General features: G+C 71.3%; 18 protein-coding genes. 6 read left to right on the top strand and 12 right to left on the bottom strand.

Annotated elements, in window-relative coordinates; all coding sequences use genetic code 11:
* Positions 1-51: 51 nt before the first annotated feature.
* From ACWCP8_RS23620 to ACWCP8_RS23605, 4 genes are all read right to left on the bottom strand, one after another.
* Positions 52-843, bottom strand: coding sequence for a glycoside hydrolase domain-containing protein (locus ACWCP8_RS23620; protein WP_451117943.1), 792 nt, complete (start codon positions 841-843; stop codon positions 52-54).
* Positions 844-1,040: 197 nt separating this feature from the next.
* Entirely contained in the window at positions 1,041-2,573 is a 1,533-nt protein-coding gene (locus ACWCP8_RS23615; protein ID WP_352265529.1) for a serine/threonine-protein kinase, read from the bottom strand.
* Positions 2,570-3,202, bottom strand: coding sequence for a hypothetical protein (locus tag ACWCP8_RS23610; RefSeq protein ID WP_451117941.1), 633 nt, complete (start codon positions 3,200-3,202; stop codon positions 2,570-2,572). The genes ACWCP8_RS23615 and ACWCP8_RS23610 overlap by 4 nt, the downstream gene beginning before the upstream one ends.
* Before the next feature lie 129 nt (positions 3,203-3,331).
* Complete coding sequence (locus ACWCP8_RS23605) at positions 3,332-5,506, bottom strand: N-6 DNA methylase (RefSeq protein ID WP_451117939.1); 2,175 nt, start codon at positions 5,504-5,506, stop codon at positions 3,332-3,334.
* Between the two features lie 234 nt (positions 5,507-5,740).
* Between ACWCP8_RS23605 and ACWCP8_RS23600 the strand changes: the two genes are divergently transcribed.
* Together ACWCP8_RS23600 and ACWCP8_RS23595 are read left to right on the top strand one after the other, a co-directional pair.
* Positions 5,741-6,592, top strand: coding sequence for a DUF4190 domain-containing protein (locus ACWCP8_RS23600; RefSeq protein ID WP_451117937.1), 852 nt, complete (start codon positions 5,741-5,743; stop codon positions 6,590-6,592).
* Between the two features lie 38 nt (positions 6,593-6,630).
* Positions 6,631-7,362, top strand: a complete 732-nt coding sequence (locus ACWCP8_RS23595) for a hypothetical protein (RefSeq protein ID WP_451117935.1) — start codon at positions 6,631-6,633, stop codon at positions 7,360-7,362.
* A 59-nt stretch (positions 7,363-7,421) separates the two neighbouring features.
* Here the strand turns inward: ACWCP8_RS23595 and ACWCP8_RS23590 are convergent, their stop codons facing one another.
* From ACWCP8_RS23590 to ACWCP8_RS23580, 3 genes are all read right to left on the bottom strand, one after another.
* A complete protein-coding gene (locus tag ACWCP8_RS23590) occupies positions 7,422-8,168 on the bottom strand; it encodes an N-acetyltransferase (protein WP_355996178.1) in 747 nt (248 codons plus the stop codon).
* A 175-nt stretch (positions 8,169-8,343) separates the two neighbouring features.
* Complete coding sequence (locus ACWCP8_RS23585) at positions 8,344-9,087, bottom strand: HNH endonuclease family protein (RefSeq protein ID WP_451118019.1); 744 nt, start codon at positions 9,085-9,087, stop codon at positions 8,344-8,346.
* Between the two features lie 172 nt (positions 9,088-9,259).
* Positions 9,260-10,126 (bottom strand): SCO6745 family protein, encoded by an 867-nt coding sequence (locus ACWCP8_RS23580; protein ID WP_352265521.1) that lies wholly within the window; start codon positions 10,124-10,126, stop codon positions 9,260-9,262.
* A gap of 105 nt (positions 10,127-10,231) precedes the next feature.
* Here ACWCP8_RS23580 and ACWCP8_RS23575 point away from each other — a divergent pair, with 105 nt between their 5' ends.
* Complete coding sequence (locus ACWCP8_RS23575) at positions 10,232-10,807, top strand: TetR/AcrR family transcriptional regulator (protein WP_352265520.1); 576 nt, start codon at positions 10,232-10,234, stop codon at positions 10,805-10,807.
* Here ACWCP8_RS23575 and mfd read toward each other — a convergent pair.
* From mfd to ACWCP8_RS23560, 3 genes are all read right to left on the bottom strand, one after another.
* Entirely contained in the window at positions 10,785-14,315 is a 3,531-nt protein-coding gene (mfd, locus tag ACWCP8_RS23570) for a transcription-repair coupling factor (protein ID WP_352265519.1), read from the bottom strand. The genes ACWCP8_RS23575 and mfd overlap by 23 nt on opposite strands.
* Before the next feature lie 396 nt (positions 14,316-14,711).
* Positions 14,712-17,297 carry an ABC transporter permease gene (locus ACWCP8_RS23565; protein ID WP_451117931.1) on the bottom strand — a complete coding sequence of 862 codons (2,586 nt, stop codon included), beginning with the start codon at positions 17,295-17,297 and terminating at the stop codon, positions 14,712-14,714.
* On the bottom strand, positions 17,294-18,082 hold the full coding sequence (locus ACWCP8_RS23560) for an ABC transporter ATP-binding protein (RefSeq protein ID WP_352265514.1): 789 nt from the start codon (positions 18,080-18,082) through the stop codon (positions 17,294-17,296). Before ACWCP8_RS23560 ends, ACWCP8_RS23565 begins: the two co-directional genes overlap by 4 nt.
* A gap of 514 nt (positions 18,083-18,596) precedes the next feature.
* Here ACWCP8_RS23560 and ACWCP8_RS23555 point away from each other — a divergent pair.
* From ACWCP8_RS23555 to ACWCP8_RS23545, 3 genes are all read left to right on the top strand, one after another.
* Positions 18,597-20,129, top strand: a complete 1,533-nt coding sequence (locus ACWCP8_RS23555) for an MFS transporter (protein WP_451118017.1) — start codon at positions 18,597-18,599, stop codon at positions 20,127-20,129.
* A 140-nt stretch (positions 20,130-20,269) separates the two neighbouring features.
* Positions 20,270-20,767, top strand: coding sequence for a DUF485 domain-containing protein (locus ACWCP8_RS23550; protein WP_352265510.1), 498 nt, complete (start codon positions 20,270-20,272; stop codon positions 20,765-20,767).
* Positions 20,764-22,392, top strand: coding sequence for a sodium/solute symporter (locus ACWCP8_RS23545; RefSeq protein ID WP_352265508.1), 1,629 nt, complete (start codon positions 20,764-20,766; stop codon positions 22,390-22,392). The genes ACWCP8_RS23550 and ACWCP8_RS23545 overlap by 4 nt, the downstream gene beginning before the upstream one ends.
* 103 nt (positions 22,393-22,495) lie before the next feature.
* Here ACWCP8_RS23545 and ACWCP8_RS23540 read toward each other — a convergent pair whose 3' ends face one another.
* Together ACWCP8_RS23540 and ACWCP8_RS23535 are read right to left on the bottom strand one after the other, a co-directional pair.
* Entirely contained in the window at positions 22,496-23,389 is an 894-nt protein-coding gene (locus ACWCP8_RS23540; protein ID WP_451117928.1) for a cellulose-binding protein, read from the bottom strand.
* 193 nt (positions 23,390-23,582) lie between these two features.
* On the bottom strand, positions 23,583-25,060 hold a 1,478-nt coding region (locus tag ACWCP8_RS23535), incomplete at its 5' end, for an SUKH-4 family immunity protein (protein ID WP_451117926.1).

The raw sequence follows: 25,060 nt of genomic DNA, 5'->3' as shown, positions 1-25,060 counted from the left end.
CGGTGGGGAGTTCGGGGTGCTCGATCAGTCAGCCACGACCGGCGGCCTCAGCTACCCACGATCGCGACCGGGGCGTCCCAGGCGTTCCGGTCGAATCGTGAGCGTGCCACCGGTGTGCGTCACCTTCTTGTTGACGGCGTACTGGTGACCGCGACGGTGACCGGTGTACAGCGTCGAGGCGTACGGGAAGCCCGTGGTGGTGGAGTACACGTCGTCGTAACGGGCGTACCAGAGGATCTCCGGCAGGTCCGTGCGGTTCGTCGCGTTGGCCACGACGGCGGCGCTGGAGTTGCTGAAGCCGTAGAAGCCGGACCAGTACCCCTTGGCCTTGACCGTCCTGTCGAACGACCGGATGTACGAGAGCACCGTGTTCACACAGGAGGTGTTCTTCGGGTCGAAGTACTCCATGTCGAGGTAGACCGGGCTGCCCGGCTTCCTGCCGAGCGCGGCCTCCTTCGCCACGGCGTCGTTGGCGTCGGTGACGGCCGGTGAGGCGGCGTCGGCGGCGGTCGTCTTCTCGGGGGCGGCGCTCGTCTGGCACGGCGGCTGCGCGCCGACGTACAGCGGGACGAGCTTCCAGCCGGTGGCGCTGACGGCCTTCACCCAGGAGGCGGTGAGGTTGGGCTGCGCGCAGCCGCGGTTCTTTCCGCCGACGTACACGGCGGCACCGTGGTAGACGGAGGAGCTGTACCAGCCCTTCAGGGTGGTCAGCGACGGCGCGGTGCAGGTGTCGAGGACATGCCCGGTGTAGATCTTCGGCGCGGGCCTGGCGACCGTGGTGGCGGTGGCGGCCTCGGCGGCGAACGCACCACCGGCGAGAACAGCGACGCCCGCCACGGCCATGGAGATGCGGCGACGCTTCTTGGATATGCGGTGCCGAGGCTGCCGGCAAGCTGTCGATCTCGGCGCCGCTCCCGCGCAACGCGTCCTCCGTGCCGCTGCGCCGCCGCCCAAGGGCTGTCCCGCAAGGCCCGGCGGGACCGGACCGACCGAGCTCGTCGCGTCGGCGGGACCGGACCGGCCGGCCCCGCCCGGTCCGCTCAGCCGCCGCGGACCTGCATCTGCCGGTCGAGCTGACGGCGCAGCTCCACCGGCAGCGGGTGGTGCGGCCCGTACATCCGCTCGGTGTCGTACAGCAGTGCCTGGAGCTGCCCGCGCGCCGCCGCGTGGTCGCCGACCGCGAGCAGCAGATACCCGATGCGCTGACGGATCTCGAAGGAACGGGCCGGGTCGTTGCCCGTCGCGTACTGGTTCTCGTAGTACGGCAGGACCGCGCGGTACTCCGCGAGCGCGGCGGCCGGTTCGCCCAGCTGCTCCAGGCACTGCGCCGCGTCGTAGCGGTACTGCAGCGTCTGGGTGTCGGCCGGGCCGGCCTCCGCCGCGCGGTCGTCGGCGAGGCGGCGCAGTTCGGGCAGGGCGCGACGGTACTGCCCGTCGTCCATGAGCGTCGCCGCGTACTGCTTGCGCAGGATGCGGACCACCGGCGAACCCTCACCGTGCTGTTCGGCCGCGGCCGGGAGGATGCCACCGAGGATGTCCACGGCCTGGGTGATCCTGCCCTGCCCGAGCAGTTGCTTCACCTCGTCGACGGCGGCCGCGACATCCGGTTTGGCGGCCACCGGCGTCGGCTGCGCGGCGGGCGGAGTCGTGACGAGGTCGGGCCACGGGGCGTGCGGCCGCAGAAAGGGGCGGGTCGGGTCGAGCGGACCGGACGGCAGCCCCGTGGAGCGGGACGGGAGGAGCGGGGTGAGGTGTTCGTACACCTCCTGGGCGCTCGCCGGACGGTGCTGCGGGTCCTTGGCGAGCAGCCGCAGCACGAGCGCTTCGAGGGGCTCCGGAATCTCGGGCCGGATCTGCCGGACCGGGAGCGGCGGCTCGTAGAGGTGGCGGTGCAGCACACCGAGGGCGGTGGATCCGGCGAACGGCACGTCCCCGCTGAGCAGTTCGTGGAGGAGTACGCCGAGCGCGTACAGGTCGGTGTACGGGCCGACGGCGCCGCCCATCGCCTGCTCGGGCGCCATGTAGGCCGGGGAACCGATCGGCGTACCGGTGTGGGTGAGGCGCGTGGTGTCGTTGTCCAGGACCGAGGCGACGCCCAGGTCGAGGACGGTGATCGTGCCGTCCGGGCGCACCATCAGATTCCTGGGCTTGAGGTCGCGGTGGACGATCGGCACGGCGTGCACGGCGGAGAGCGCGGCGCAGAGCTGGGCGGCCACGGCGACGGACCACTGCCACGGATAAGGGTCGTGCTCGGCGAGATGGTCGGCGAGATCGGAGCCCTCGACGTACTGCATGACCAGGAACAGATCGTCGTCGTCGCTGCCCGCGTCATGGACGGTGACCAGGCCCGGATGGTCCACCTGGGCGGTGACCCGGCACTCGCGCACGAACCGGCGCCGCAGCTCGTCGGCGGCGCCGCTGCCGCCGGGACCGGCGACCCGGTCGGGACGGAGCAGCTTCACCGCGACCCTGCGGTCCAGGCGTTGGTCGTACGCCGTCCAGACCTGGCCCATGCCGCCCTGGCCCAGGATGGTCGCCAGCTCGTACCGCCCGGCGATGACGCGTCCGTTCAACGGTCCTCCTCCTTACGGAGGTAGTCGCTCAGCTCGTCGAGCTCGGCACGGACCTGGTCGATGCGGTGGGGCGGGGTGGGCGTGGGCGCGTGCGGCACGGGCTGGGGCTGGGGAGGCTGCCGCTGGGGCTGGAGCTGCGAAGGCTGGGAGTAGGGCTGCCGCTGGGGCTGGGGCTGGTACTGCGGCGGCTGAGCGGGCAGCGGCTGCCGTACGGGCATGGTCGTGTACCCGTACCCCGGCGGCAGGTAGCCGCCGGCGCCGAACTGCTCCTTCCTGAGCTGCTCGTAGTGGCGGATGTCCCCGACCAGGTAGTACGCGGGGGCGGCCACCATCGCCAGCAACAACAGCGGTATGAGGACGTTGTCGACGCCACTGGGGTCGTCGCTGCCCTCCCTGCCGATGATCGGCAGGAGCACACAGATCAGCACGAAACCGGCCCCGGTCAGCCACCAGTCGGACGTCCTGCGGCGCACGATCGCGAGGCGCAGCAGCGGAGCCCACAGCAGCAGACCGATGGAGCCCACCGAGAGCACCACGAACAGCACGCGCATCGAGACGATCCAGGCCCGGTTGGGCAGCCGACGCGGCGGCATCGGCGTCGGCGGCGGCGGATGACCCGGGCCGTACATGGCTGCTCCTGGTACCTGGTCGGGGAAGTGCTGAACGCACCTGTCAGCGCGCGCAGATCTGGCAGACCTGAGCGTAAAGGGCGACACCGACAACGGTCCCGGGGTTGTACGGAACCGTTGTGGTTCAGCTCACTTCGGCGTGACCGTACCGTCCGTCAGCCCGTCGTACATCCCCTGGACCAGCTGTCCGCCGAGCCGGCCGGTCAGCCGGAGCGCGTCCTCGAACGCGGCGAGGGCGCGGAACTGCGCCCCGTACCGCTGCTGTTCGGCGAGCGGCAGGCGCGGCAGCTGGAGGCGGCGGGCGTCGAGCCGGGTCGCGGTGGACGCGTAACTGCTGGCCTGCCGGTTGTTGGCGGTGCCGCGCAGGAAACCGGCGAGGAACCACGGGTCGAGGGTGGCCGGATCGGGGCGCAGCAGCTGAAGGTTGCGGCCGAGTGCGGAGCCCGCGGTGGCCTCGTCGATCACCCGGGCGACGGTGCCGCCGCCGAGCACGGGGACGACGACGTCACCGGGCTCGACGAGGACCGGCTCCTCGGGCGGCCCGTCGGTGCTCGCGGGGGTGGCGGGACGTGTTCCGGAGGGGGCGGTGGAGCCGAGGACGTCGTATTCCGTGAGGACGGGGCCGGGTCCGGTGCCGGAGCCGCCGGTACGGAGCTGGAGGGCGCCGGCACGGGCGAGTTCACCGACGGTGGTGAGGGGCCAGCGGGCCGGGTCGGAGAGGTCCGCGAGCGGCGGGGTGAGAGTGGCGGTCAGCCGCAGCGTCTCGGTCAGCCGGTCCCGTACGCGGGTGAGTTCGGCGGCTCCGCCACCGGCCGTCGGCGGGGGCAGATGGCGGGCGGGGGCCAGGTCCACGTCGTCGTCGAGGAGTTCGATGACGGGGACGACCCGGCTGACACCCGGCCGGTCCTGGCCGGTTCGGTCGAGGGCGGCGTCCGACTCGGGACCGGTCCGCTCCGCCCGCTCGAACGGCTCCCAGGCGTCCAGCACGGCGCTGCGCACCGCCTGCCAGTCGAGCCGGTCGCGCCCGCCCGACGCGGGGGCACCGGCGGTCGCCGCAGCCGGTTCGGCGGGTTCGGCGGTGTCCACGAGCAGCAGCTCGGGCGAGGGGCGGACACCGGCGCCGGGCTTGCGCAGCACCCAGAGGTGGAGCGGGATGCCGTACGGGGGTGCGGCGCCGGCCGGGAGGGCGACGACGGCACGAAGGGCGCCGCGGCGCAGCAGATCGGCACGGATCCGACGGCCGGAACGGCGCGACGCGGCGGCCGGGGGCATCAGCAGGACGGCGGTGCCGCCCTCGCGCAGATGGGCCAGGGCGTGCTGGACCCAGGCGAGTTCGGACTCCGTACGGGCGGGGAAGCCGTACTCCCAGCGGGGGTCGTAGGCGAGCTCGTCGTGCCCCCAGTTGCGTTCGTTGAACGGCGGGTGGCAGAGCACGGCGTCGACGGCGAGCTGCGGGAACGCGTCGGCGCGCAGGGTGTCGCCGGTCCGCACGGCGACCGTGCAGCTCTCGATGGTGGAGTTCAGGGCGAGGCGGAGCGCGGTCAGCGCAGCGAGGTCGGGGTCGGCATCCTGCGCGTACAGGGCGGTCGGACGGCTGAGGGCGCGCAGCAGGGCGCCGGTTCCCGTCGCCGGGTCGAGAACCGTACGGGCGGGCCGGCTGCCCGTCTCCACGAGGGCGGCCATCAGCTCGGCGAGGCCCGGAGGGGTGAGGGTGAACTGGCGCGGGTTGGCGTCGAGCTGGCGGCCGAGGAGGAACTCGAAGGCCTGGCGGGCGCCGGTCTCGGCGGCGAGTTCGGCAGCGGCGCGCAGCAGGGGAACGGACGGCAGGAGTTCGTCGGCGGTGGGGGTGTGAACAGCGCGTACGCATCCGTTCGTTCCACCTCCGCTTCCGTCGCCTGCTTCGGTGGCCGGACCGAAGCGTGCGGTGAGCAGGTCGTTCAGGGCGAGGTGCAGCACCTTGGCCATCCGCCCGTCCGACACGGCGGTGATCTCCAGCCAGGCGGTGGGCCTGTCCCGGACGAGCAGCAGGGCGCAGCCCGCGTGAACGAGGGCGGGGACGGCGCCGGCCGGGTGCCCGGCCAGTTGCTGCCAGACCCGTTCGCGGAGCGGGACCTCGGCGAGCTTCCCCTGGTCACGCAGCCACTGTTCGACTTCGGGCAGGGCGAAGGACGGGCTGGTCTCGGTGCCGCCAACCGGCTTGGGGAAGTCGGCGTGGCGGCGTCGCCAGTTGCTGACGGCGGCGCGGCCCACCCCCGCGAGCCGGGCGATCCCGGCCGCGGTCACCTCTGTCGAGTTCTCCGGCACTGACTGTCTCCCTGGTCCTGGGCGTCCTGGTCCTGATCCGTCCGCGCTGCCTGCTCTGTGTAGGCGAGCATACCGAGCCGTTCACGCGACACCGATTCACACCGTGCATGAATCCGTTTCGCGTGAACAGTGTTGACTCGGTTCACAGGCTCTGCTGTTATTGACCTGTCGCTACACCAGGCGGCGCAGCATTCCGCTCACCACTCATCCCTGTACTTGCCGGAGGGCACAGCCATGTCCCAGTTCACGCAGCCGCCGCAGTCCCCGCAGCCCCAGCAGCCGTACGCCCCGGCGCAGACGCCGGGCCTGCGCCCGGCCCGCAACGGGCTCGGCATCTCGGCGCTGATCCTCGGCATCATCGGCGCCGTCTCGGGTCTGATCCCGTTCCTCTTCTGGCTGGCGGGCATCCTCGGCGTCATCGCCCTGATCCTCGGCCTGGTCGGCCGGGGCCGGGTCAAGCGCGGCGAGGCCACCAACAAGGGCGCGACCACGTTCGGCGCCGTCCTCGGCCTGATCGCGCTGATCCTCTCGGTGGTCGGTGCGGTCATCACGTTCAAGGCGGTGGGCGACGCCGTGGACGAGCTCGACCGGGCGGTGTCGGACACCACGGCCACCGCCGCGCCGAAGGCCGGCGACACGGGCTCCGGGAAGAACAAGGGCAAGGGGTCCGGCGGCAACGAGAAGCCGGACGCCGGGAAGGCGCTGAAGGCCGGTGACTCGGCCGTCTACGACGACGATCTGACGGTCACGGTCGGCGACGCGACCTCGTACACCCCTGACTCGTTCGCCGCCGGTCACACGAAGGGCAACAAGGCGTACCGGATCGCCGTCGTCATCGAGAACGCGGGCAAGGAGAAGTTCGACTCGGCGCTGATCAACGTCGAGGCGCGGGCCGGCGAGGACGGTGTGAACGCCGAGCAGATCTTCGACGGCAAGGTCGGCGAGGGCTTCAGCGGCACGGTCCTGCCGGGCAAGAAGGTCACCGTCCAGTTCGCCTTCGACGCCCCGGCGGACGCCAAGAACCTGACCGTCGAGGTCAACCCCGGCTTTACGTACGACACCACCCAGTGGGACCTGAAGCTCTAGAACGCCCCTCCCTTCGCCACCCCGACCGGAGCCCGACCATGCGCCTCCTCGCCCGCATCGCCGCAACCGCTCTGCGCACCGCGACAGCGACGCTCTGCGCCGTCACGGCCCTGGCTCTCACGGCCTGCAACCCGGTGTTCGCCCAGCAGCGGGACACCGCGCCGTTCGCCCGGCTGACCGGACCCGAAGTCGCGAACAAGGCCCTGGCGGCGACCCGGGCCGCCAAGTCGGTACGTATCACCGTGGAAACGAAGTCGCCCGGCGGCACCCCGGTCGAGGCGTACGTGGCCACCGACATCAGGGGCGAGTGCACGGTGACCCTGTCCATGGGCGCGGCAGGCACGATGGACCTGGTCAGGACCGGCGGCACGGTCTACACCCAGTCCGACGAGGCGATGCTGCGGGCGGCGTCCGCGGGCCGGCCGCACGCCGCCACGGACGCCGAGGTCAAGAGACTCACGGGCCGCTGGGTGAAGGCGGACCACGCCGACAGGTTCACGGCGCAGACCCTGGGCTACTGCAACCGGAAGGGTTTCCTCGACCGCCTGGCGGAGAACAGCAGTACCGCGCACAAGGGGAGGGCAACCGCTGTCGGCTCCACGCCCGCCCTGTCCCTCACCGGCCGGGCGGGCAGGGGGACATGGCAGGCGGCGGTCGCCGCGGAGGGCAGGCCCCACCTCCTGAAGCTGCGCTTCAGCACCGGGACCCCGCTCACCGTCGAGTTCACCGAGTTCGACAAACCGTTCAGGGTAAAGAGACCAGCCATCTGACACACGGATCTGACACACGGACCCGCCTGTACACACACGTACAGGCGGGTCGTTCGTTTTCACACCCGGTGCCGCACCCACACATTGGGCTCCACATACACCGCATATCCGTGCGCCACCGAACAGTGCACCGGCACCAACGCCCCAGGAACCTCCACCGGACCGTCCTCGTCGAACGGCAGCCCGGTCCAGGACCGCCACCGCTCGAGGGAGCCCGACACCGTCATGGACACCGGCGCCACCGCCTCGATCACACCGCCCGCCCGCACATGGACGCGCAGCCACGGGTCGTACGGAAGCCCGTCCTCCGCCCGGGTCCGGCGGGCGTACTCCTCCATCGGAGCCGAGGCGTCCAGGTGTTTGGCGCTCGGCCGCACCGGGGCGACGAGCTCCCGGAACCCGAGCCGGCCTGCGTTCTCCCGCATCGCGGCGACCATCCGCCCCGAAATCCCCTCCCCCTGGCGCCCCTTGGCGACGGCGATCTCGACCGCGCCGACCGTGTCCGGCGTACGCCCACGCCGCAGGTCGGAGAAGGCCCACAGCAGCGACTGGTCCCAGCCGCCCTCGGGCAACTCTCCGCGCCCCGGAGCATGCAGCGCAAACGGCACGCTGTACGCCCGCGCGGCGACGTCACCGTCCGGGTCCGTCGCGACGAGCGCGAATTCCGGGAAATCGACGGCGAGCCTGGGGTAGTTGGCCCACCCGACGAGGTCCTCCAGGACGAACTCCGGCCAGGTCTCGGGCATCTCCTGCATGGGCCCGGCGAGCTCGGGGCGCGCGGCGAGGGTGGTGATCTTCAGCTCCATCCACCACACGCTAGGCAGCGGAACTCCCGAAGCCAACGTGTTTACCGACGCCCCCGCTGCACGGCCGCGGCCGCGTGACCGTGCGTACGCCCGGCACCGTCAGCGCCGGAGCCGCCAGGAAGGGCGGCTGCCTCAAGGGCCTCGTGCGTGCCCCCTTCTCAGCGGCCCGACGCCGTCAACCGCCGCACTGCGCCAGCATCGCCCGCTTGTCGGCGGCGGTCACCGGCAGCGCGTACTTCAGCGAGACCTGCGCGAACCGCACCGCGTACGAGCAGCGGATCCGCTTGTACGGCGGCAGCCAGGAAGCCGGGCCGGAGTCACGCTTGGCATTGTTGGCCGGGCCGTCGACCGGGATGAGGTTGAGCGGGTCGTTCGCGATCTGCTGGCGCTTGGCCTCGGGCCAGCGGGAGGCGCCCATCTGCCAGTCGTACGAGAGCGGCATGACGTGGTCGATCTGGACCTTCGTCGCCTGCTGCTTGCTCCACTCGATGGTCGAGCCGGTGTACGGGTCCTTGAGGGTCATGGAGACGACGACGCAGTCCGACCCCGACCGGAGTTCGACATTCTTGCCGTCCCGGGCCAACAGGTCGTTGCGGGTGTCGCAGCCGTTGCGGGACAGCGGGATGCCGTCGACCGAATCCTTCCAGGCGTAGCCGAACTTGTCCCGCTCGTAACCGGTCTTCGGCCCGCGGCCCTTCGTGCTCACCTTCTCGATGAGCTTCCGGGCGGCTGCCCGGTCCGCGTCGGAGGTGAGAGGGGCGAGGCCGGGCTTCGTACCGTCGGGGTTGCTCAGCGGGCCGGCGCCGAAGCCGCCCGCCGACTGCCCGCCGCCCGCCGACCCGCTGCCACCGGCGGCCATGTCATCGGGGTCGCAGCCCGCGAGGGCCAGGACCGCCGCCGCACCCAGGGCAGGCAGCATCACTCGGTACGCATGGGGAGATATCACTCGAAGCCGTCCTGACGGGGAAAGTCGAACCCGGGAATCCTACGGATGTCTTCCCCGCCGACGGACGTTCATGGCCGCGATACCCGAGGGATGCGGCCCGAATCACACTCCCCCGCCTCACACCTTCCGCCTCACACCTTCCGCCTCACACCTTCCCGATGCCGAGCGTCGTCTCGGAGGGCAGCAGCCCGGACCCGATCGCTGCGACCCACAGCGGCCCCAGCAGCTCCACGAGCCGCTCCCGCTCCCCCTCGCCGAGCGCCCGCCAGGGTGCGGCCGCCTGCTCGTCGGTGCGCCGCTCGACTTCGGTACGCAGCGCCCGGCCCGCCTCCGTCGCCATACCGTCCTCCTCCAACAGCCCGCGCTTCACCAGCCGTCCACGGGCCGCGTTCCACTCCTCGTCGCTCCAGGCCCGGCTCTCGAACACCTCCGGGCGTGCGGCACCGATGGCGGCGAACGAGACCAGCGACTCGACCGGGTCGAGCCCCGCCTCGGCGAGCGCGGCGATGTGCCCGTCCCCGCGGTGTTCGCGCAGAACCGTCGCCGCGTGCCAGAGCGCCTGATGCGGTTCGTCCGGCCACGGCAGGGCGGCGTTGGCCTCGGCCAGCGGACGACCGGTCACGTCCGCGGCCTCCGCGACGCGCCGGGCCAGCGCGGCGGCCTCGGTGATCTCCGGGCCGGCGGCCTGTTCCCCGAACAGCGCCCGGTACGTACGGTCGACCGCCTTCGTGCGGGCCGCGACCACCGCATCGGGGGAGGCGACGGACCAGGCGGCCGGAATGTGCTCCCGCACCATCCGCGGACTGAAGCTGTAGAAGGTTTCGGCGACCCGCTCCGCGTCGACGGCCCCCAGCGGCGCCGCGCGCCAGGCGAAGTAACTCGGCCAGCGCTCATCGGTGCGGTAGCCGAGCACGGCGGCCTCCTCGAACACCTCCGGCGCGTAATAGAGCACCGCGTGCAGAGGCTCCAGCAGGTGCCACATCTGACGTACGCGACCCAACTCCTCGGACATGTCTCCACCCTCCGGCCGATCCCTCATCTTGTCGCTGACTAGTTCTAGAGAATCCTCGCTCCACCCGAACTTGTCAATGACTAGATTCAGCGTAATCTGCTGACCATGAGCAGCGATCGCACCTACCACCACGGCGACCTGCGACGGGCCGTCCTCACCGCCGCACTCGACGTCATCCGCACCGAGGGCCCCGGCGCCCTGAGCCTGCGCGACCTGGCCCGCCGGGCCGGCGTCTCCCACGCCGCCCCCGCCCACCACTTCAAGGACCGCACGGGCCTGCTCACCGCCATCGCCGCCGAGGGGTACGGGCTCTTCGCCGACGCCCTCGCCGACGCGCCGGACCTACGGGAGAGGGGCGTGCGGTACGTACGGTTCGCGACCGGCCACCCCGCGCACTTCCAGGTGATGTTCCAGCCGGAGCTCTACCGCCCGGACGACCCGGAACTCCTCGCGGCGAAGACCCGCGCGGCACAGGCGCTGCGCGCAGGGGTCACCGGTCTCCCCGCCGGGGGACGCGGTGACGACCCGCGGCTCGCCGGAATCGCCGCCTGGTCCCTGGCCCACGGCTACGCCACCCTGCTCCTGAGCGGCAATCTGAACGACCCGCTGAGCGACCGGAACCCCGAGGAGGTGTTCCGGTCGCTCACCGGGCTGCTGTTCACGACCCCAGGATCGTCGTGAGGAACTCGCCGGTCCAGGCCAGCAGTTCGCGGCCGACGACCGGCTTGCCGCCGACCCTTCCGGTGGTCGGGCGCGGGACCAGGATCTGGTGGAGAGCCGGCTTGATCACCGTCTTCGGGTAGAGGCGCTTCAGGCGCAGTTCCTGCGACTCGCGCAGTTCCACCGGAGCGAACCGGATGTTCGGTCCCTGGAGCACGATGTCCCCGACGCCGCAGGCACGGGCCAGCATCCGCAGGCCCGCGACCAGCAGAAGGTTCTCGACCGGCTCCGGGAGCTTGCCGTAGCGGTCGGTGAGCTCCTCACGGACCGCCTTGATGTCGTCCTCCGTGGTGGCGGACGCGATGGCGCGGTACGCCTGGAGGCGCAGCCGCTCGCCGGGGGCGTACTCGTGCGGGACGTGCGCGTCGACCGGGAGCTCGATCTTGACCTCCAGCGGCGGCTCCTCCTCGACGCCGCCTTCGAGCGAGGCCCGGTAGTCGGCGACGGCCTCACCGACCATGCGTACGTACAGGTCGAAGCCGACGCCCGCGATATGGCCGGACTGTTCACCGCCCAGAAGGTTTCCGGCGCCGCGGATCTCCAGGTCCTTCATGGCCACGTACATGCCCGCACCCATCTCCGTGTGCTGGGCGATCGTGGCCAGGCGCTCGTGGGCCGTCTCGGTGAGCGGCTTCTCCGGCGGGTACAGGAAGTACGCGTAACCGCGCTCCCGGCCACGGCCGACACGGCCGCGCAGCTGGTGGAGCTGAGAGAGACCGAAGTTGTCGCCGCGCTCCACGATCAGCGTGTTGGCGTTGGAGATGTCGATGCCGGACTCGACGATCGTCGTGGAGACCAGGACGTCGAACTTCTTCTCCCAGAAGTCGACGACGACCTGCTCCAGGGCCTGTTCCGACATCTGCCCGTGTGCGGTCGCGATCCGGGCCTCGGGGACGATCTGGCGGAGGCGGGCGGCCGCGCGGTCGATGGACTCGACACGGTTGTGGATGTAGAACGCCTGCCCCTCACGCAGCAGTTCACGACGGATGGCCGCGCCGATCTGCTTCTCCTCGTACGGGCCGACGAAGGTCAGGACCGGGTGGCGCTCCTCGGGGGGTGTGGTGATCGTCGACATCTCTCGGATACCGGTGACAGCCATCTCGAGCGTGCGGGGGATCGGCGTCGCGGACATGGTGAGCACGTCGACGTTGGCCCGGAGCTTCTTCAGCTGCTCCTTGTGCTCGACGCCGAAGCGCTGCTCCTCGTCGACGATGACCAGCCCCAGGTCCTTGAACTTCGTCTCCGAGGAGAACAGGCGGTGCGTGCCGATGACCAGGTCGACGGAGCCCTCGCGCAGGCCCTGGAGGGTCGTCTTCGACTCGGAATCGGACTGGAAGCGGCTCAGCGCCCGCACGCTGACCGGGAATTGGGAGTAGCGCTCGGTGAACGTGCCGTAGTGCTGCTGGACCAGGAGCGTCGTGGGGACGAGAACAGCCACCTGCTTGCCGTCCTGCACCGCCTTGAACGCGGCGCGCACCGCGATCTCCGTCTTGCCGTAGCCGACGTCGCCGCAGATCAGCCGGTCCATCGGGACCGACTTCTCCATGTCCTCCTTGACCTCGGCGATCGTGGTGAGCTGGTCCGGCGTCTCCACGTACGGGAAGGCGTCCTCCAGTTCGCGCTGCCACGGGGTGTCGGGGCCGAAGACATGGCCGGGCGCCGCCATCCGCGCCGAGTACAGCTTGATGAGGTCGGCTGCGATCTCCTTGACGGCCTTCTTGGCGCGCGCCTTGGTCTTCGTCCAGTCGGCGCCGCCGAGCCGGTGCAGGGTGGGGGCCTCGCCACCGACGTACTTGGTGACCTGCTCCAGCTGGTCGGTCGGGATGTAGAGGCGGTCGCCGGGCTGGCCGCGCTTGGCGGGGGCGTACTCGACGAGGAGGTACTCGCGGGTGGCGCCCTGCACCGTCCGCTGCACCATCTCGATGTAGCGGCCCACACCGTGCTGCTCGTGGACGATGTAGTCGCCCGTCTCCAGCGTCAGCGGGTCGATGGTCTTGCGGCGGCGGGCCGGCATCCGGCCCAGGTCCTTGGTCGCGGTGCGCTGACCGGTCAGGTCCGTCTCGGTGAGGACGGCGAGCTTCAGCGCCGGGTCGACGAAGCCGTGGTCGATCGCACCGCACGAGACATGGACGACGGACGGTGAGATCTCCGCCAGGTCCGCGTCGAGGCGGGCCGGGATGCCTTCGCCGCCGAGCACCTCGACGGTACGGGCGGCGAGCCCCTGGCCCTCGGTGACGTACACCGTGCGCCAGCCTTCGGCGAGCCAGCCCTTGGTGTCGGCGAGCGCCCGGGCGGTGTCACCGCGGTACGACTCCGGGGCGTGCATCGTGAGCTTCAGCGTGTCTTCGTCGAGCTCGGCGTCGGCGGCGAACGGGGAGACCGACCACCACATCATGTTCAGCTCGCGGGCCCGGTCGCGGACGTCCGCGATGCCCCACAGGGAAGCGGCGTCGACATCGATCGGGGCCTCGCCGCCACCGGCCGTCGCCGCCCAGGACGCCTGGAGGAACTCCTGGCTGGTGGCGACCAGGTCCGCGGCCCTGGTGCGGACCCGCTCAGGATCGCAGACCAGCGCCATCGACCCCTTGGGCAGCACGTCGAGCAGCAGCTCCATGTCGTCGACGAGGACCGGGGCGAGGGACTCCATGCCCTCCACCGCGATCCCCTCGGCGATCTTGCCGAGCAGCTCGCCCAGCTCCGGGTGGCGTTCGGCGAGGGCGGCGGCCCGTTCGCGTACCTCGTCGGTGAGCAGCAGCTCACGGCAGGGCGGCGCCCACAGCCCGTGCTCGGCGATCTCCAGCGACCGCTGGTCGGCGATCTTGAAGTAGCGGATCTCCTCGACGTCGTCGCCCCAGAACTCCACCCGGAGGGGGTGCTCCTCGGTCGGCGGGAAAACGTCCAGGATGCCGCCACGGACGGCGAACTCACCGCGCTTCTCGACCAGTTCGACCCGGGAGTACGCGGCTGCCGCGAGCGCCTCGACGGTCTTGCCGAGATCGGCGCTCTGACCGATGCGCAGCGCCACGGGCTCCAGGTCACCGAGCCCCTTGACCTGCGGCTGCAGTACGGAACGCACCGGTGCGACGACGACGCTGACCGGGCCGGTCTCCGGGTCGTCGGCCCTCGGGTGCGCGAGCCGACGCAGCACGGCGAGGCGGCGGCCCACCGTGTCGGAGCGCGGTGAGAGCCGCTCGTGCGGCAGGGTCTCCCAGGACGGGAACTCGGCGATGCTGTCCGGGGGCAGCAACGTCCGCAGGGCCGCGGCCAGATCCTCCGCCTCCCGCCCGGTCGCGGTGACGGCGAGCACCGTCCGCCCGGCCTCGCGGGCCAGTGCGGCCACGGCGAAGGGGCGGGCAGCGGCAGGGCCGACGAGGTCGACATGCATCCGGTGGCCGTCGGTGGCGGCCTTCACCGCTTCGGCGAGTGCCGGGTCACGTACGACGACATCCAGCAGACCGTGCAGGCTCATGAAGGGCTTCCGTCCGGGTTACGAGGGCGAGGTTCCGGCAGCCGGCTGCTGCCAGGGGGCAACGCGAAGGGCCCGACACGTAACACGGGCCGGGGGTTCCCAGCGTACGACTCCCCTGTGACACCCGCGCCCGCAATCCGGCTCGGCGGGCCGGATCCGGTCGCCCTCCGGCACAGGCCGGCGACATCCGGCGGCGCGTCGTACCCCGGCCGCACCCCCTGCGCATCCTGGCCGTCCCCCTGAGGGTGACCACATCCTCCGGCGTCCGCTCCCCGATGTTCTCTCCCGGCGCGCAGGGGGCACCGCACCGGAGCAGCGGCAACGCATCCGGCCCCGAGGTGTTTGGAGGAACACCTCGGGGCCGGAGCAGTCATCCTACGTGGATCTCCGCGGCCGCTATTCGGTGGCGATCGCGTTCAGCACGTTCATCCGGCCGGCCCGGAACGCCGGGACCAGTGCCGCGAACAGGCCGACGAAGGCCGAGCCGACGAAGACCGTGAGGATCGTCGGCCACGGAATCTCCAGCACGCCGAGGCCTTCCAGAGCCAGCAGCTTCTGCGCGGCCGTGCCCCAGCCCATGCCCAGGCCGAGGCCGAGCAGGGCACCGAAGAGGGCGATGACCACCGACTCCAGGCGGATCATGCGGCGCAGCTGGCGGCGGGAGAGGCCGATGGCACGCATCAGGCCGATCTCCCTGGTCCGCTCGACCACCGACAGGGCCAGAGTGTTCACCACACCGAGCACCGCGACGATGATCGCGAGCGCCAGCAGACCGTAGACGATGTTCAGCAGCTGGCCGATCTGGTCCTTCAGGTCCTGCTTGAAGTCGGCCTGGTTCTGCACGGTGTACTGCGGGTACGCGGCGAGGGCGTCCTTGAGGGCGGCGTACGCCTCCTTCTCCTTGCCGTCCTGCGCCTCGGCGAACATGAGCATGTTCTTCGGCATCTTGTCGGCGGGGACGTACTTCTCGGCGGTCGTGATGCTGGTGTACATCGCGCCCTTGTCGACGTTCGTGTCGTCCGAGGTGATCGCGGCAACCTTCAGCTTCGCCGTCCCGCCGTCCTTGAACGCGACGGTGATCCGGTCACCGACCTCTACCTTGTGCCGGGTGGCGTACGCGTCGCCGACCGACATGGCGTCCTCGCCGTAGGCGTCGGCCAGGTTCCCGGAGACCGTCTCGCGGCGCAGGTCGTCCCTGTACGTCGGGTCCGCGGCGACGACACCTTCGTCCTCGACCGCGCCGTCGGGGGCGGTGAGCTCGGCGCTGACCGACTTGTAGTGGGTGATGTGCTCTATACCCGGGACGGCCTCCAGTGCCTTCGCGGCCTGCGGCACGATCGGCTGGGGCGGATTGCCGCTCGGCTGGACGATGAAGTCCACGCCGACCGACCTGTCGAGCTCCTCGGTCGCCGAGGCGACCATCGACGAGCCGACGACGGAGAGGCAGGCGACCAGCGCGAGGCCGATCATCAGGGCCGCTCCGGTCGCTCCGGTACGCCGCGGGTTGCGCAGCGCGTTGCGCTCCGCCATCCGTCCGACCGGGCCGAACATCCGCAGCACCACCGTGCTGAGCACCCGGACCACGAAGCCGGCCAGCAGCGGGCCGATCACGATGAAGCCGATCAGGGTGAAGACCACACCGCCACCGAGGAAGAGCGATCCGTCGCTCGCCTTGTCGGCCTGCGCCGCGGCGTACAGGGCGGCGCCGCCGGCGGCCGTGAGGACCAGACCGATCAGGGCCCGTACCCGGCCGGCGCGGCCGTCCGCCGGGGTGCCGGCGTCACGCAGGGCGGCCATCGGGGAGATCTTCCCGGCCCGGCGGGCCGGGACGTACGCGGCGACGACGGTGACGATGACGCCGAGCGCCAGCCCGAGCACCGGAGTCGTCCAGGCGATCGTGAGGTCCTCGGTGGACAGGTTCATGCCCATGGAGTTCATGAGCTTCATCAGACCGACGGCGACACCGATTCCGGCACCGACGCCGAGGACGGAGCCGACGAAGCCGAGGAACAGCGCCTCGACCAGCACGGACCGGTTGACCTGCCGGCGGCTGGAGCCGATGGCCCGCATCAGGCCGATCTCGCGGGTGCGCTGGGCCACCAGCATCGAGAAGGTGTTGACGATGAGGAAGATGCCGACGAGGAAGGCGATCCCGGCGAAGCCGAGCATCGCGTACTTCATCACGTCGAGGAAGGAGCCCATCGAGTCCTTGTTGGCGTCCGCGGCCTCCTGCTGGGTCTGGAGCTTGTACGCGACGCCGTCACCGAGGGCGGTGGCGACGTTCTTCTTCAACTGCGTGTCACTGACGCCGGGTTCGGCGGTGACGGAGATGTGGGTGAAGACGCCGGGCCTGCCGAGCAGCTTGGCCTGCGCGGTGGCGGTGTCGAGGTAGACGACGGCCGCACCCGGGTTGGTGACCTTGAAGGAGGCGATACCGCTGATCGTCGCCCTGATGTCGCCGGTCACGGCGATGGTGCGCAGCTCGTCACCGATCTTCAGGTGGTGCTTGTCCGCGGTGTCGGCGTCGACCATGACCTCGGTCGGTCCGCGCGGTGCGTGACCGGAGGTGATCTCCATCGAACGCAGGTCGTTCTGCGTCCAGTTGCCCGCGATCGTCGGGGCACCGGTCGAGGAGCCCATGTTCTTGTTGTGGCTGTCGACGACGGTGACGGACATGCTGGTGACCGCACCCTCGGCGGTCTTCACCCCGTCCGCCTTCCTGGCCTGCTCGACGGCGGCAGCAGGCAGCGAGACAGGCCTGCCGTTCTGCGGCATTTCGTCGGCACCCTGCGCGGTCCTGGGGCTGACGGTGACATCGGCCGAGGTCGCCGCGAACAGCTTGTCGAACGTGGTGTTCATCGTGTCGGTGAAGACGAGCGTGCCGCACACGAACGCCACCGACAGCAGGACCGCCACGGCGGAGAGCGCCATCCGTCCCTTGTGCGCAAAGAAGTTGCGCGCCGAGGTCTTCCAGACGGTCATGACGTCCGCCCGCGCGCGTCGAAGTCCTTCATGCGGTCGAGGACCTGGTCGGCCGTCGGGTTGTGCATCTCGTCGACGATGCGACCGTCCGCGAGGTACAGCACCCGGTCCGCGTAGGAGGCGGCCACCGGGTCGTGGGTGACCATGACGATGGTCTGGTTCAGCTCGTCGACCGACTTGCGCAGGAAGGTCAGCACCTCGGCGCCGGCCCGCGAGTCCAGGTTCCCGGTGGGCTCGTCACCGAAGATGATCTCCGGGCGGGCGGCGAGCGCCCGGGCCACCGCGACGCGCTGCTGCTGGCCGCCGGAGAGCTCGGTGGGGCGGTGCTTGAGCCGCTCGGCGAGACCGACCGTGTCCACGACCTGCTGCAGCCAGTCGGCGTCGGGCTTGCGGCCCGCGATGTCCATCGGCAGCGTGATGTTCTCCAGCGCGTTGAGCGTCGGGAGCAGGTTGAACGCCTGGAAGATGAAGCCGATCCGGTCCCGGCGGAGCTGGGTGAGCTTCTTGTCCTTGAGCTTCGTGATCTCGGTTTCGTCCAGGTGGATCTCGCCCGAGGTCACCGTGTCCAGACCGGCCAGGCAGTGCATCAGCGTCGACTTGCCGGAGCCGGACGGGCCCATGATCGCCGTGAACTGCCCGCGGGCGATGTCCACGTCGACATGGTCGAGCGCGACGACCCGGGTCTCCCCCGCTCCGTACGCCTTGACGACCTGGCGCGCTCGCGCAGCGACGGCCGTACGCCCTCCAGTGTCCCCGTGCCTGGGAATGGTTACAGCCGTTGTCACGGTAATTCTCCTATGTCGGTCGATGCCTGGACGTCGTGGTGTACGTACTGAGTGCGTCGTTGTGTACGTACTGAGTCTGGGGCCTGACGGCGATCGGCGCGCTGGTGCCCAGCGCAGTCTTCAGGTGGGGTTTTCCCCACCCCGCCCCCTGCGGTCAGCCGCAACCGCGGTGTAGGAACACGCTATGGAACGGGACCCCTCCGCCACGTCCTCCGTCGGGAGGAACCGTCCCTGGGCAGAAGTAAGGAGCTACCCCTAGGGGTCTCCGCCCATGGGTGGAGCCGGATCTCAGGGGGCTCCACCCATGGGCGGTCGCGGGCAGCCGTGACTGTTCCGGTGTCCTGGCACGGCAGCGGGTGAGACAGTGTCCCCGGGAAAGTACGTGCATAGGGAAGGGATCTTTGTGAGCGGCGCGGGCGGCGATACCGAAGCAAAGTCGGGGTCCGGACCGGCCCCCGCCCCCTCCCCCACCGCACGACGCGGCCACGGTCGCGGCCGCGTCGTGGCCGCGCTGATGCTCGGCATGGCCCTGACCGCGATCGACGGCACCATCGTCTCCACCGCGGTCCCTCAGATCGTCGGCGATCTCGGCGGGTTCGCCGTCTTCTCCTGGCTCTTCTCCGGCTATCTGCTGGCCGTGACGGTCACCCTGCCGGTCTACGGCAAGCTCTCCGACACCTTCGGCCGCAAGCCGGTCCTGATCGCCGGCATCATCCTCTTCCTCGCCGGATCGGTCCTCTGCGCCGCCGCCTGGAACATGGCCGCCCTGATCGCCTTCCGTGTCGTCCAGGGGCTCGGCGGCGGTGCGCTGCAGGGCACGGTGCAGACCATCGCCGCCGACCTCTACCCGCTCAAGGAACGCCCGAGGATCCAGGCCAGGCTGTCCACCGTCTGGGCCACGTCCGCCGTGGCAGGGCCGGTGGTCGGCGGGCTGCTCGCGACCTACGCCGACTGGCGCTGGATCTTCCTGATCAATCTGCCGATCGGGGCGGTCGCGCTCTGGCTGGTCGTACGCCACCTCCACGAACCGTCCCGAGCCCGCCGCACCGCGGGCGCACCCCGGCTCCGTATCGACTGGGCGGGCGCCCTCGCCGTCTTCGCGACCGGTGCCCTGCTGCTGACCGCGCTCGTGCAGGGCGGTGTCGCCTGGCCCTGGCTGTCGGCGCCGTCGCTCGGCCTGCTGGGCGCGAGCGCCGCTCTCGCCGCACTGACCGTCGCCATCGAGCGACGCGCCGCCGACCCGATCATCCCCGGCTGGGTCTGGCGGCGGCGGACCATCGCCTCGGTCAATCTGGCCCTGGGCGCGATGGGGCTGCTGATGGTCGCCCCGACCGTCTTCCTGCCGACGTACGCCCAGTCGGTCCTCGGCCTCGGGCCGATCGCCGCCGGTTTCGTGCTCTCCGTGATGACGCTCAGCTGGCCGGTGTCGGCGGCCCTGTCCAACCGGGTCTACAACCGCATCGGGTTCCGCCGCACCGCGATCATCGGCATGAGCGGCACCCTGTTGATCCTGCTGTCCTTCCCGCTGCTGCCGTATCCCGGCGAGCCGTGGCAACCGGCCCTGATCATGCTGCTGCTGGGTGCGGCGCTGGGGCTGTTCCAACTCCCGTTGATCGTGGGGGTCCAGTCGACGGTCGGCTGGTCCGAACGCGGTACGACGACCGCCTCCGTACTCTTCTGCCGCCAGGTCGGCCAGAGTCTGGGCGCCGCACTCTTCGGGGCGGTCGCCAACGGCGTCCTCGCGTCCCGGCTCGCCGACGCGCCCGTCCCCGGGCTGCCCGGCGACCTGGATGCGATCTCGCACGCACTGGACGACCCGGGTGCGCTCTCCGCCGCCGGGGCGGACTATCTGCGGCGGGCTGTCGACGCGGCCGTCGACCAGGTCTACCTAGGGGCCGCAGCGGCCGCGGCGGTGGCTCTGCTGGTACTGGTCTTCGTGGCGCCACGCCGTTTCCCAATCCTCGCGGAGGGCGCCGAGGAGGCCGGCGGCGATGCCGGAAACCGGGTCCTGAAGGCCCCAGGAATTGACACAGGACTGGACAACTGAAGGGTTACCGCAGGTAGTTCGGACCAACCCCTCCCCAGTCGCTTTACTCACGAGTAACGTACGCGCATCCAGCAGCGCACCCGCGCTTCTCCCTTGCAGCCCGTCCCCGGGCCCGAAGCCGTGCAAGGAGCAGCATCCAGATGTCGCACGAACCTGCACAACCCTTCCCTGAGCACCAGCCTCCCCAACCGCCGCACCGTCCCCCGTACCAACCCCGCCACCAACGGCCACAGCCAACCCACCGGCCCCGGTACGAGCCTCCGCACGACCCCGCGTTCCTCCTCCCCTGGCAGAGCTCCGCACCCGCTCCCCCGCCCCGCTGGCCGAGCCCGCCCACCACGCCCGTCCCCGCACCCGGCCACCACAGCGATCTGCGCCGGCTGCGCGGCGCCTATCGCATCCTGCGGCGCGGCGCGACGCTGACCGCACTCGGCTTCTTCACCCTCTTCCTCCTGCTGTCCGGCTTCGCCCCGGGACTGATGACCCACCCCGTCGGCGGTGGCCTCACCACCGGCCTCGCACTCGGTCTGTGCCAACTCCCGGTCACCCTGCTCGCGATCGCCCTCTACGAGCGGACCGCCCGGCGCACGGTCGACCCGCTCGCCGCCGAACTCCGCAGAACAGGAGGGACCCGATGAACGGATTCGACGAGTCCGCCCAGACGATGTCCCTGGTGGCGTTCATCGCCGTGGCCACCGTCACCCTGCTGCTCTGCGTGATGACCGGCCCGGACCGCGACGACCTCGACGAGTTCTACACCGGCTACCGCTCGCTCTCCCCGGTGCGCAACGGCCTCGCCATCGCCGGCGACTACCTCTCCGCCGCAACCCTTTTCGGCACCACCGGAGTCATCGCCCTCACCGGCTACGACGGGCTCGTCCTCGCCCTGAGCACCACCCTCTCCCTGGTCCTGCTGATGTTCCTGCTGGCCGAACCGCTGCGCAACGCAGGGCGGTTCACCATGGGCGACATGCTCACCCGCCGCGCCCCCGGCCGTACGGTCCGCATCGCCGCCTGCGGGGTCACCCTGACCGCGCTCGTTCCGATGATGGTCGTGCAGCTGGCAGGCAGTGGCGATCTGCTCGCGTTCATCCTCGGCTTCGACAGCTCCGGATTCCGTACCGGCTCGATCATCGTCCTCGGCATCGTGATGATCAGCTACGCGGCGATCGGCGGGATGAAGGGCACCGCCCTGATCCAGATCGTCAAGACGGTCGTCCTCGTGGCCGCCTGCCTCACCATCTCCGCACTGGTCATGAACCGCTTCGACTGGTCCACCGACGCCCTGCTCGCAGCCGCCCAGCAGGGCAGCGGCGCCGGGGCGGCGTATCTCCGCTCCGGCCTGCAGTTCGGCGGCAGCGGGCTCGACATGGTCAGCTCCCAACTGACCGTGGTACTCGGCGCCGCCTGTCTGCCGCACATCACCATGCGCATGTCGAGCGCCCGCAGCGCACAGGCCGTCCGCCGCTCACTCTCCTGGGCGGTCTCGGTGGTCGTGGGTCTCTGCCTGCTGCTCACCGTGATCGGCTTCGGCGCGGCGGCACTGGTCGGCCACAACCTCATCGTGGCTGCCGGAGCGCAGGGAAACAGTTCGATCCTGCAGGTCAGCGGCGCGGTCGCGGGCAGCGGCGAGCTCGGTGCGCTGGTTGTCACCATGATGACGACAGCCATCTTCCTGACGCTGCTCGCCTCGGTCGCCGGAATGATCCTGGCCTGCGCGAACTCTCTCGCCCACGACCTGTTCGCCCACGGGCTGCACGGGATCCGCGACCGCGACAAGGAGCCGGTCGAGGACCGCATCGAGATGGGCGCGGCGCAGGCAGCCGCGGTCGGTGTCGGCCTGGTCGCCATCACGCTCGCCGTACTGGCCCGGCACTGGAACGTCCAGGCGCTGGTGACGCTCTCCTTCTGCATCGGGGCGTCGGCGCTGGCCCCGGCGCTCGTCTACAGCATGTTCTGGCGGCGCTTCACCCGCACGGGGCTGCTGTGCACCCTGATCGGCGGCACCGTTGCCGTGCTGGTGCTGATCACCGGCACGAATCTGGTCTCGGGCTCGCCCGGGTCGGTCTTCCCCGGACGCGACTTCAACTGGTTCCCGTTCACCACGACCGGGCTCGTGTCGATCCCGCTCGGTTTCCTGGCGGGCTGGCTGGGAACGGTGCTCGGCGGGCGCACGGCGGCCGAGGAACGCAGGCTGTACGAGACCGAGGAGCCGTGGATCCTGGCGGGCGCACCCCCGGCAACGGCGCGCCGGGCGGGCTAGGACCGGGCCCGCACCCGCTCAAGGGCACGGACCGCGCATGCGCCCGGTGCTGCGACGCCCGATCCTCCCGCGCCCGGTCCTCCCGCGCCCGGTCCCGCGACGCTCAGCCCTCCGCCGTAGCCCCACGCCCGGTGAGAGCCGCGAGCGAGTTCCGTACGTGCGCCATGTGCGCCAGGACCTCCTCGCGACCCTCTTCGTGCTCCCGCAGGATCCGCTCCGTCTCCCGGACCACCCGCTCCTCGCGCACCCGCGCCGCCGCGATCAGCTCTGTGGACTGCGCCTCCGCGTCCTCCTGGCCGTGTCGCGCGGCCTCCTCCGTCTCGGCCAGCGCCCGCCGCGCCTCGGCCAGGCGATTCTCCGCCTGCTCGGTCAGCGCATCGTGGTGCGCGGCCTGCGCCGCTTCGGCCTCGGCCAGCTCCCGCTCGGCCGCCTTCCACCGCTCGGTGTGCTCCTGCTCCTGGTTGGCCAGCACGGCAGCCGTGCGGCGGCGCGTCTCGGCCACCGCGGCCTGCGCCTCGTCGTGTACCTCTCCGGCGTCCCTGAGAGCCGCGGCAAGCATGTCGTCGGCTCTCCGCTGCGCCGACGACACCGTCTCGTCCGCGTGCGCCCCGGCGGCCGCCCGCATGGCGTCGGAGTCCGCGCGGGCCGTGCCGCGGAACGCGCGGGCCGCCGCGTCCGCCGTGTCCCGCAGCGCCCGCGCCTCCTCCAGCGCGGCACCGCGCACGGCCTCCGCCTCCGCCTCCGCGAGCGCCAGCATCTCCTGCGCCCGCTCGCCGAGCGAGACGTACGTCTGTGGGGCGAGCGTGGCGACGACCTCGGCAAGCCCGGCGGACTCGGCCTCCAGCTCCTCGGCCAGCGCGGTCAGCCGGGCCAGCAGCTCCCAGGCCTCCTCCCGCGCCGCCGACAGGGCGGTCACCGTCCCGTCCACCTGCTCCGGGCGGTAGCCACGCCCACGCACCACGACAAAGCCGTGCGCGGACACCGGTGCAGCACTCATCCTGAAGCCTTTCTCCGACTCTCCGACCACCAAGCAATACGTCAAGGATGCGGCAATTGACAGAGAAGTCGGAATCGTTTCGGTACTTTTCGGACGGAAGCGACGGGTGTCACAAGACGGTCGTTCACAGACGCAGAGGCGCCCGGACCCCGACAGGGGTCCGGGCGCCTGGTACGCGGCAGGTCGGATCAGGTCAGATCAGCCCGTCCCACATCTGCTCGAGCAGCACCGACCACCAGCTCTCCGGCGACGCCAGCGCCGCCGCGTCCAGCGCCACCAGCTGCGCCTGGAAATCGACCGTCCAGCGGCCCGCCTGCTCCGGGTTGAGGCCGAAGCGGAGCCGCCACATCCGGCCCAGGAGTGCCATCGAACGAGTGAACTCCGGCAGCCCGGTGTTCACGAACTGCGGCGGCACCGGCTGTCCGCCCGGACCGGCCTCGACCGGCACGGCCACGATGTTCGCCGTGCCGTACTGGACACAGATCGCCCGCCCGAAGTCGGACCCCATGACGAGGTACGCCCCCGCGTCGGCAGCCGGCTGCACCTGCCGCTGCACGGCCAGCTCGGCAAGCGTCGGCACCACCGGCTGACCCGGCTGCGCCCAGAAGAACGGCCCGAAATCGGCGGGCAGCCCCGCCCACACCAGCGTCCGTGCCACGACCTCGGGCACCCCCTGCCGGGACACCGCCCGCTGGTCGAAACGGAGCACACCCTGCGGCCCGAAGGACTGCAGCAGCTCCTCCGCGATGGCCTCCGGCGGGATCGGCATCGCGGGCGGCATCTGCGGCAGCGGAGCCCGTACCGGAGCCGGACGCGCCGGACCGTCCGCGACCTGGTGCAACTCGCCCTGGTGCGTGAGCAGATGCTGCATGCCCTGCTGGCGGCTGGCGTGATCGGTGCCGTACGGGGCGACGCTGGTGATCCGTACCTGCGGCCAGGTCTCCCGGATCATGCGCGCACAGTAGCCACCGGGCAGCTCGCACGACTCCAGCTCGGTGTGCAGCTCGATGACCTGCTGCGGCGGCACGTTCATGGCCCGCAGCTCGTGCAGCATCTGCCACTCGGGGTGCGGGGTGCCGGGCGCCGAGCGGCGGATCAGCTGCTGTTCGCTGCCATCGGGCGCGCGGAAGCGCAGGACCGCCTGGTAGCCGGGGCCGACGGTCGGCTGACCGGCCGGCGCCTGCGGATAGCCGTACGCCGGGGGCGGCGGGGTGTGCGGATTCGGCGGTACGGGACCGGCGGCGCCGCCCGGCGGCATGCCGGGGGCTCCGGGCGGACCGGACGGCTGCGGCGCGGGCGGCCCGGCCTGACCGGGGCCCGCGAGCATCGTGGCGGCATGGTGCGCACCGCCACCGGGCGGCGGCGTCGAACCAGGAGGACCGGGAGGCGCGGGCGGTCCGGGCGGCTGCGGCACCCCGGGCGCCCCGGGCGGGCCCGGCGGCCGAGGCGCGCTCGGGCCACCCATGCCGCCCGGGTCGGCCAGCATGGTCGCTGCGTGGTCGAAGCCACCACCGCGCGGCGGCGTCGAACCAGGAGGACCGGGAGGCGCGGGCGGTCCGGGCGGCTGCGGCAGACCGGGCGCCCCGGGCGGGCCCGGCGGCCGAGGCGCGCTCGGGCCACCCATGCCGCCCGGGTCGGCCAGCATGGTCGCTGCGTGGTCGAAGCCACCAC

The sequence above is a fragment of the Streptomyces sp. NPDC002206 genome (genome assembly GCF_053593595.1).
Note: the sequence above shows the minus strand (reverse complement) of the source record. Positions and strands in the feature narration are given on the sequence as shown.

Bases quoted from the DNA above. Each gene is read 5' to 3' on its own strand.
- ACWCP8_RS23620 (WP_451117943.1), bottom strand. From the start codon at position 843: ATGGCCGTGGCGGGCGTCGCTGTTCTCGCCGGTGGTGCGTTCGCCGCC.
- ACWCP8_RS23610 (WP_451117941.1), bottom strand. From the start codon at position 3,202: ATGTACGGCCCGGGTCATCCGCCGCCGCCGACGCCGATGCCGCCGCGT.
- ACWCP8_RS23600 (WP_451117937.1), top strand. From the start codon at position 5,741: ATGTCCCAGTTCACGCAGCCGCCGCAGTCCCCGCAGCCCCAGCAGCCG.
- ACWCP8_RS23595 (WP_451117935.1), top strand. From the start codon at position 6,631: ATGCGCCTCCTCGCCCGCATCGCCGCAACCGCTCTGCGCACCGCGACA.
- ACWCP8_RS23590 (WP_355996178.1), bottom strand. From the start codon at position 8,168: ATGGAGCTGAAGATCACCACCCTCGCCGCGCGCCCCGAGCTCGCCGGG.
- ACWCP8_RS23585 (WP_451118019.1), bottom strand. From the start codon at position 9,087: ATGCTGCCTGCCCTGGGTGCGGCGGCGGTCCTGGCCCTCGCGGGCTGC.
- ACWCP8_RS23580 (WP_352265521.1), bottom strand. From the start codon at position 10,126: ATGTCCGAGGAGTTGGGTCGCGTACGTCAGATGTGGCACCTGCTGGAG.
- ACWCP8_RS23575 (WP_352265520.1), top strand. From the start codon at position 10,232: ATGAGCAGCGATCGCACCTACCACCACGGCGACCTGCGACGGGCCGTC.
- mfd (WP_352265519.1), bottom strand. From the start codon at position 14,315: ATGAGCCTGCACGGTCTGCTGGATGTCGTCGTACGTGACCCGGCACTC.
- ACWCP8_RS23565 (WP_451117931.1), bottom strand. From the start codon at position 17,297: ATGACCGTCTGGAAGACCTCGGCGCGCAACTTCTTTGCGCACAAGGGA.
- ACWCP8_RS23555 (WP_451118017.1), top strand. From the start codon at position 18,597: ATGCTCGGCATGGCCCTGACCGCGATCGACGGCACCATCGTCTCCACC.
- ACWCP8_RS23550 (WP_352265510.1), top strand. From the start codon at position 20,270: ATGTCGCACGAACCTGCACAACCCTTCCCTGAGCACCAGCCTCCCCAA.
- ACWCP8_RS23545 (WP_352265508.1), top strand. From the start codon at position 20,764: ATGAACGGATTCGACGAGTCCGCCCAGACGATGTCCCTGGTGGCGTTC.
- ACWCP8_RS23540 (WP_451117928.1), bottom strand. From the start codon at position 23,389: ATGAGTGCTGCACCGGTGTCCGCGCACGGCTTTGTCGTGGTGCGTGGG.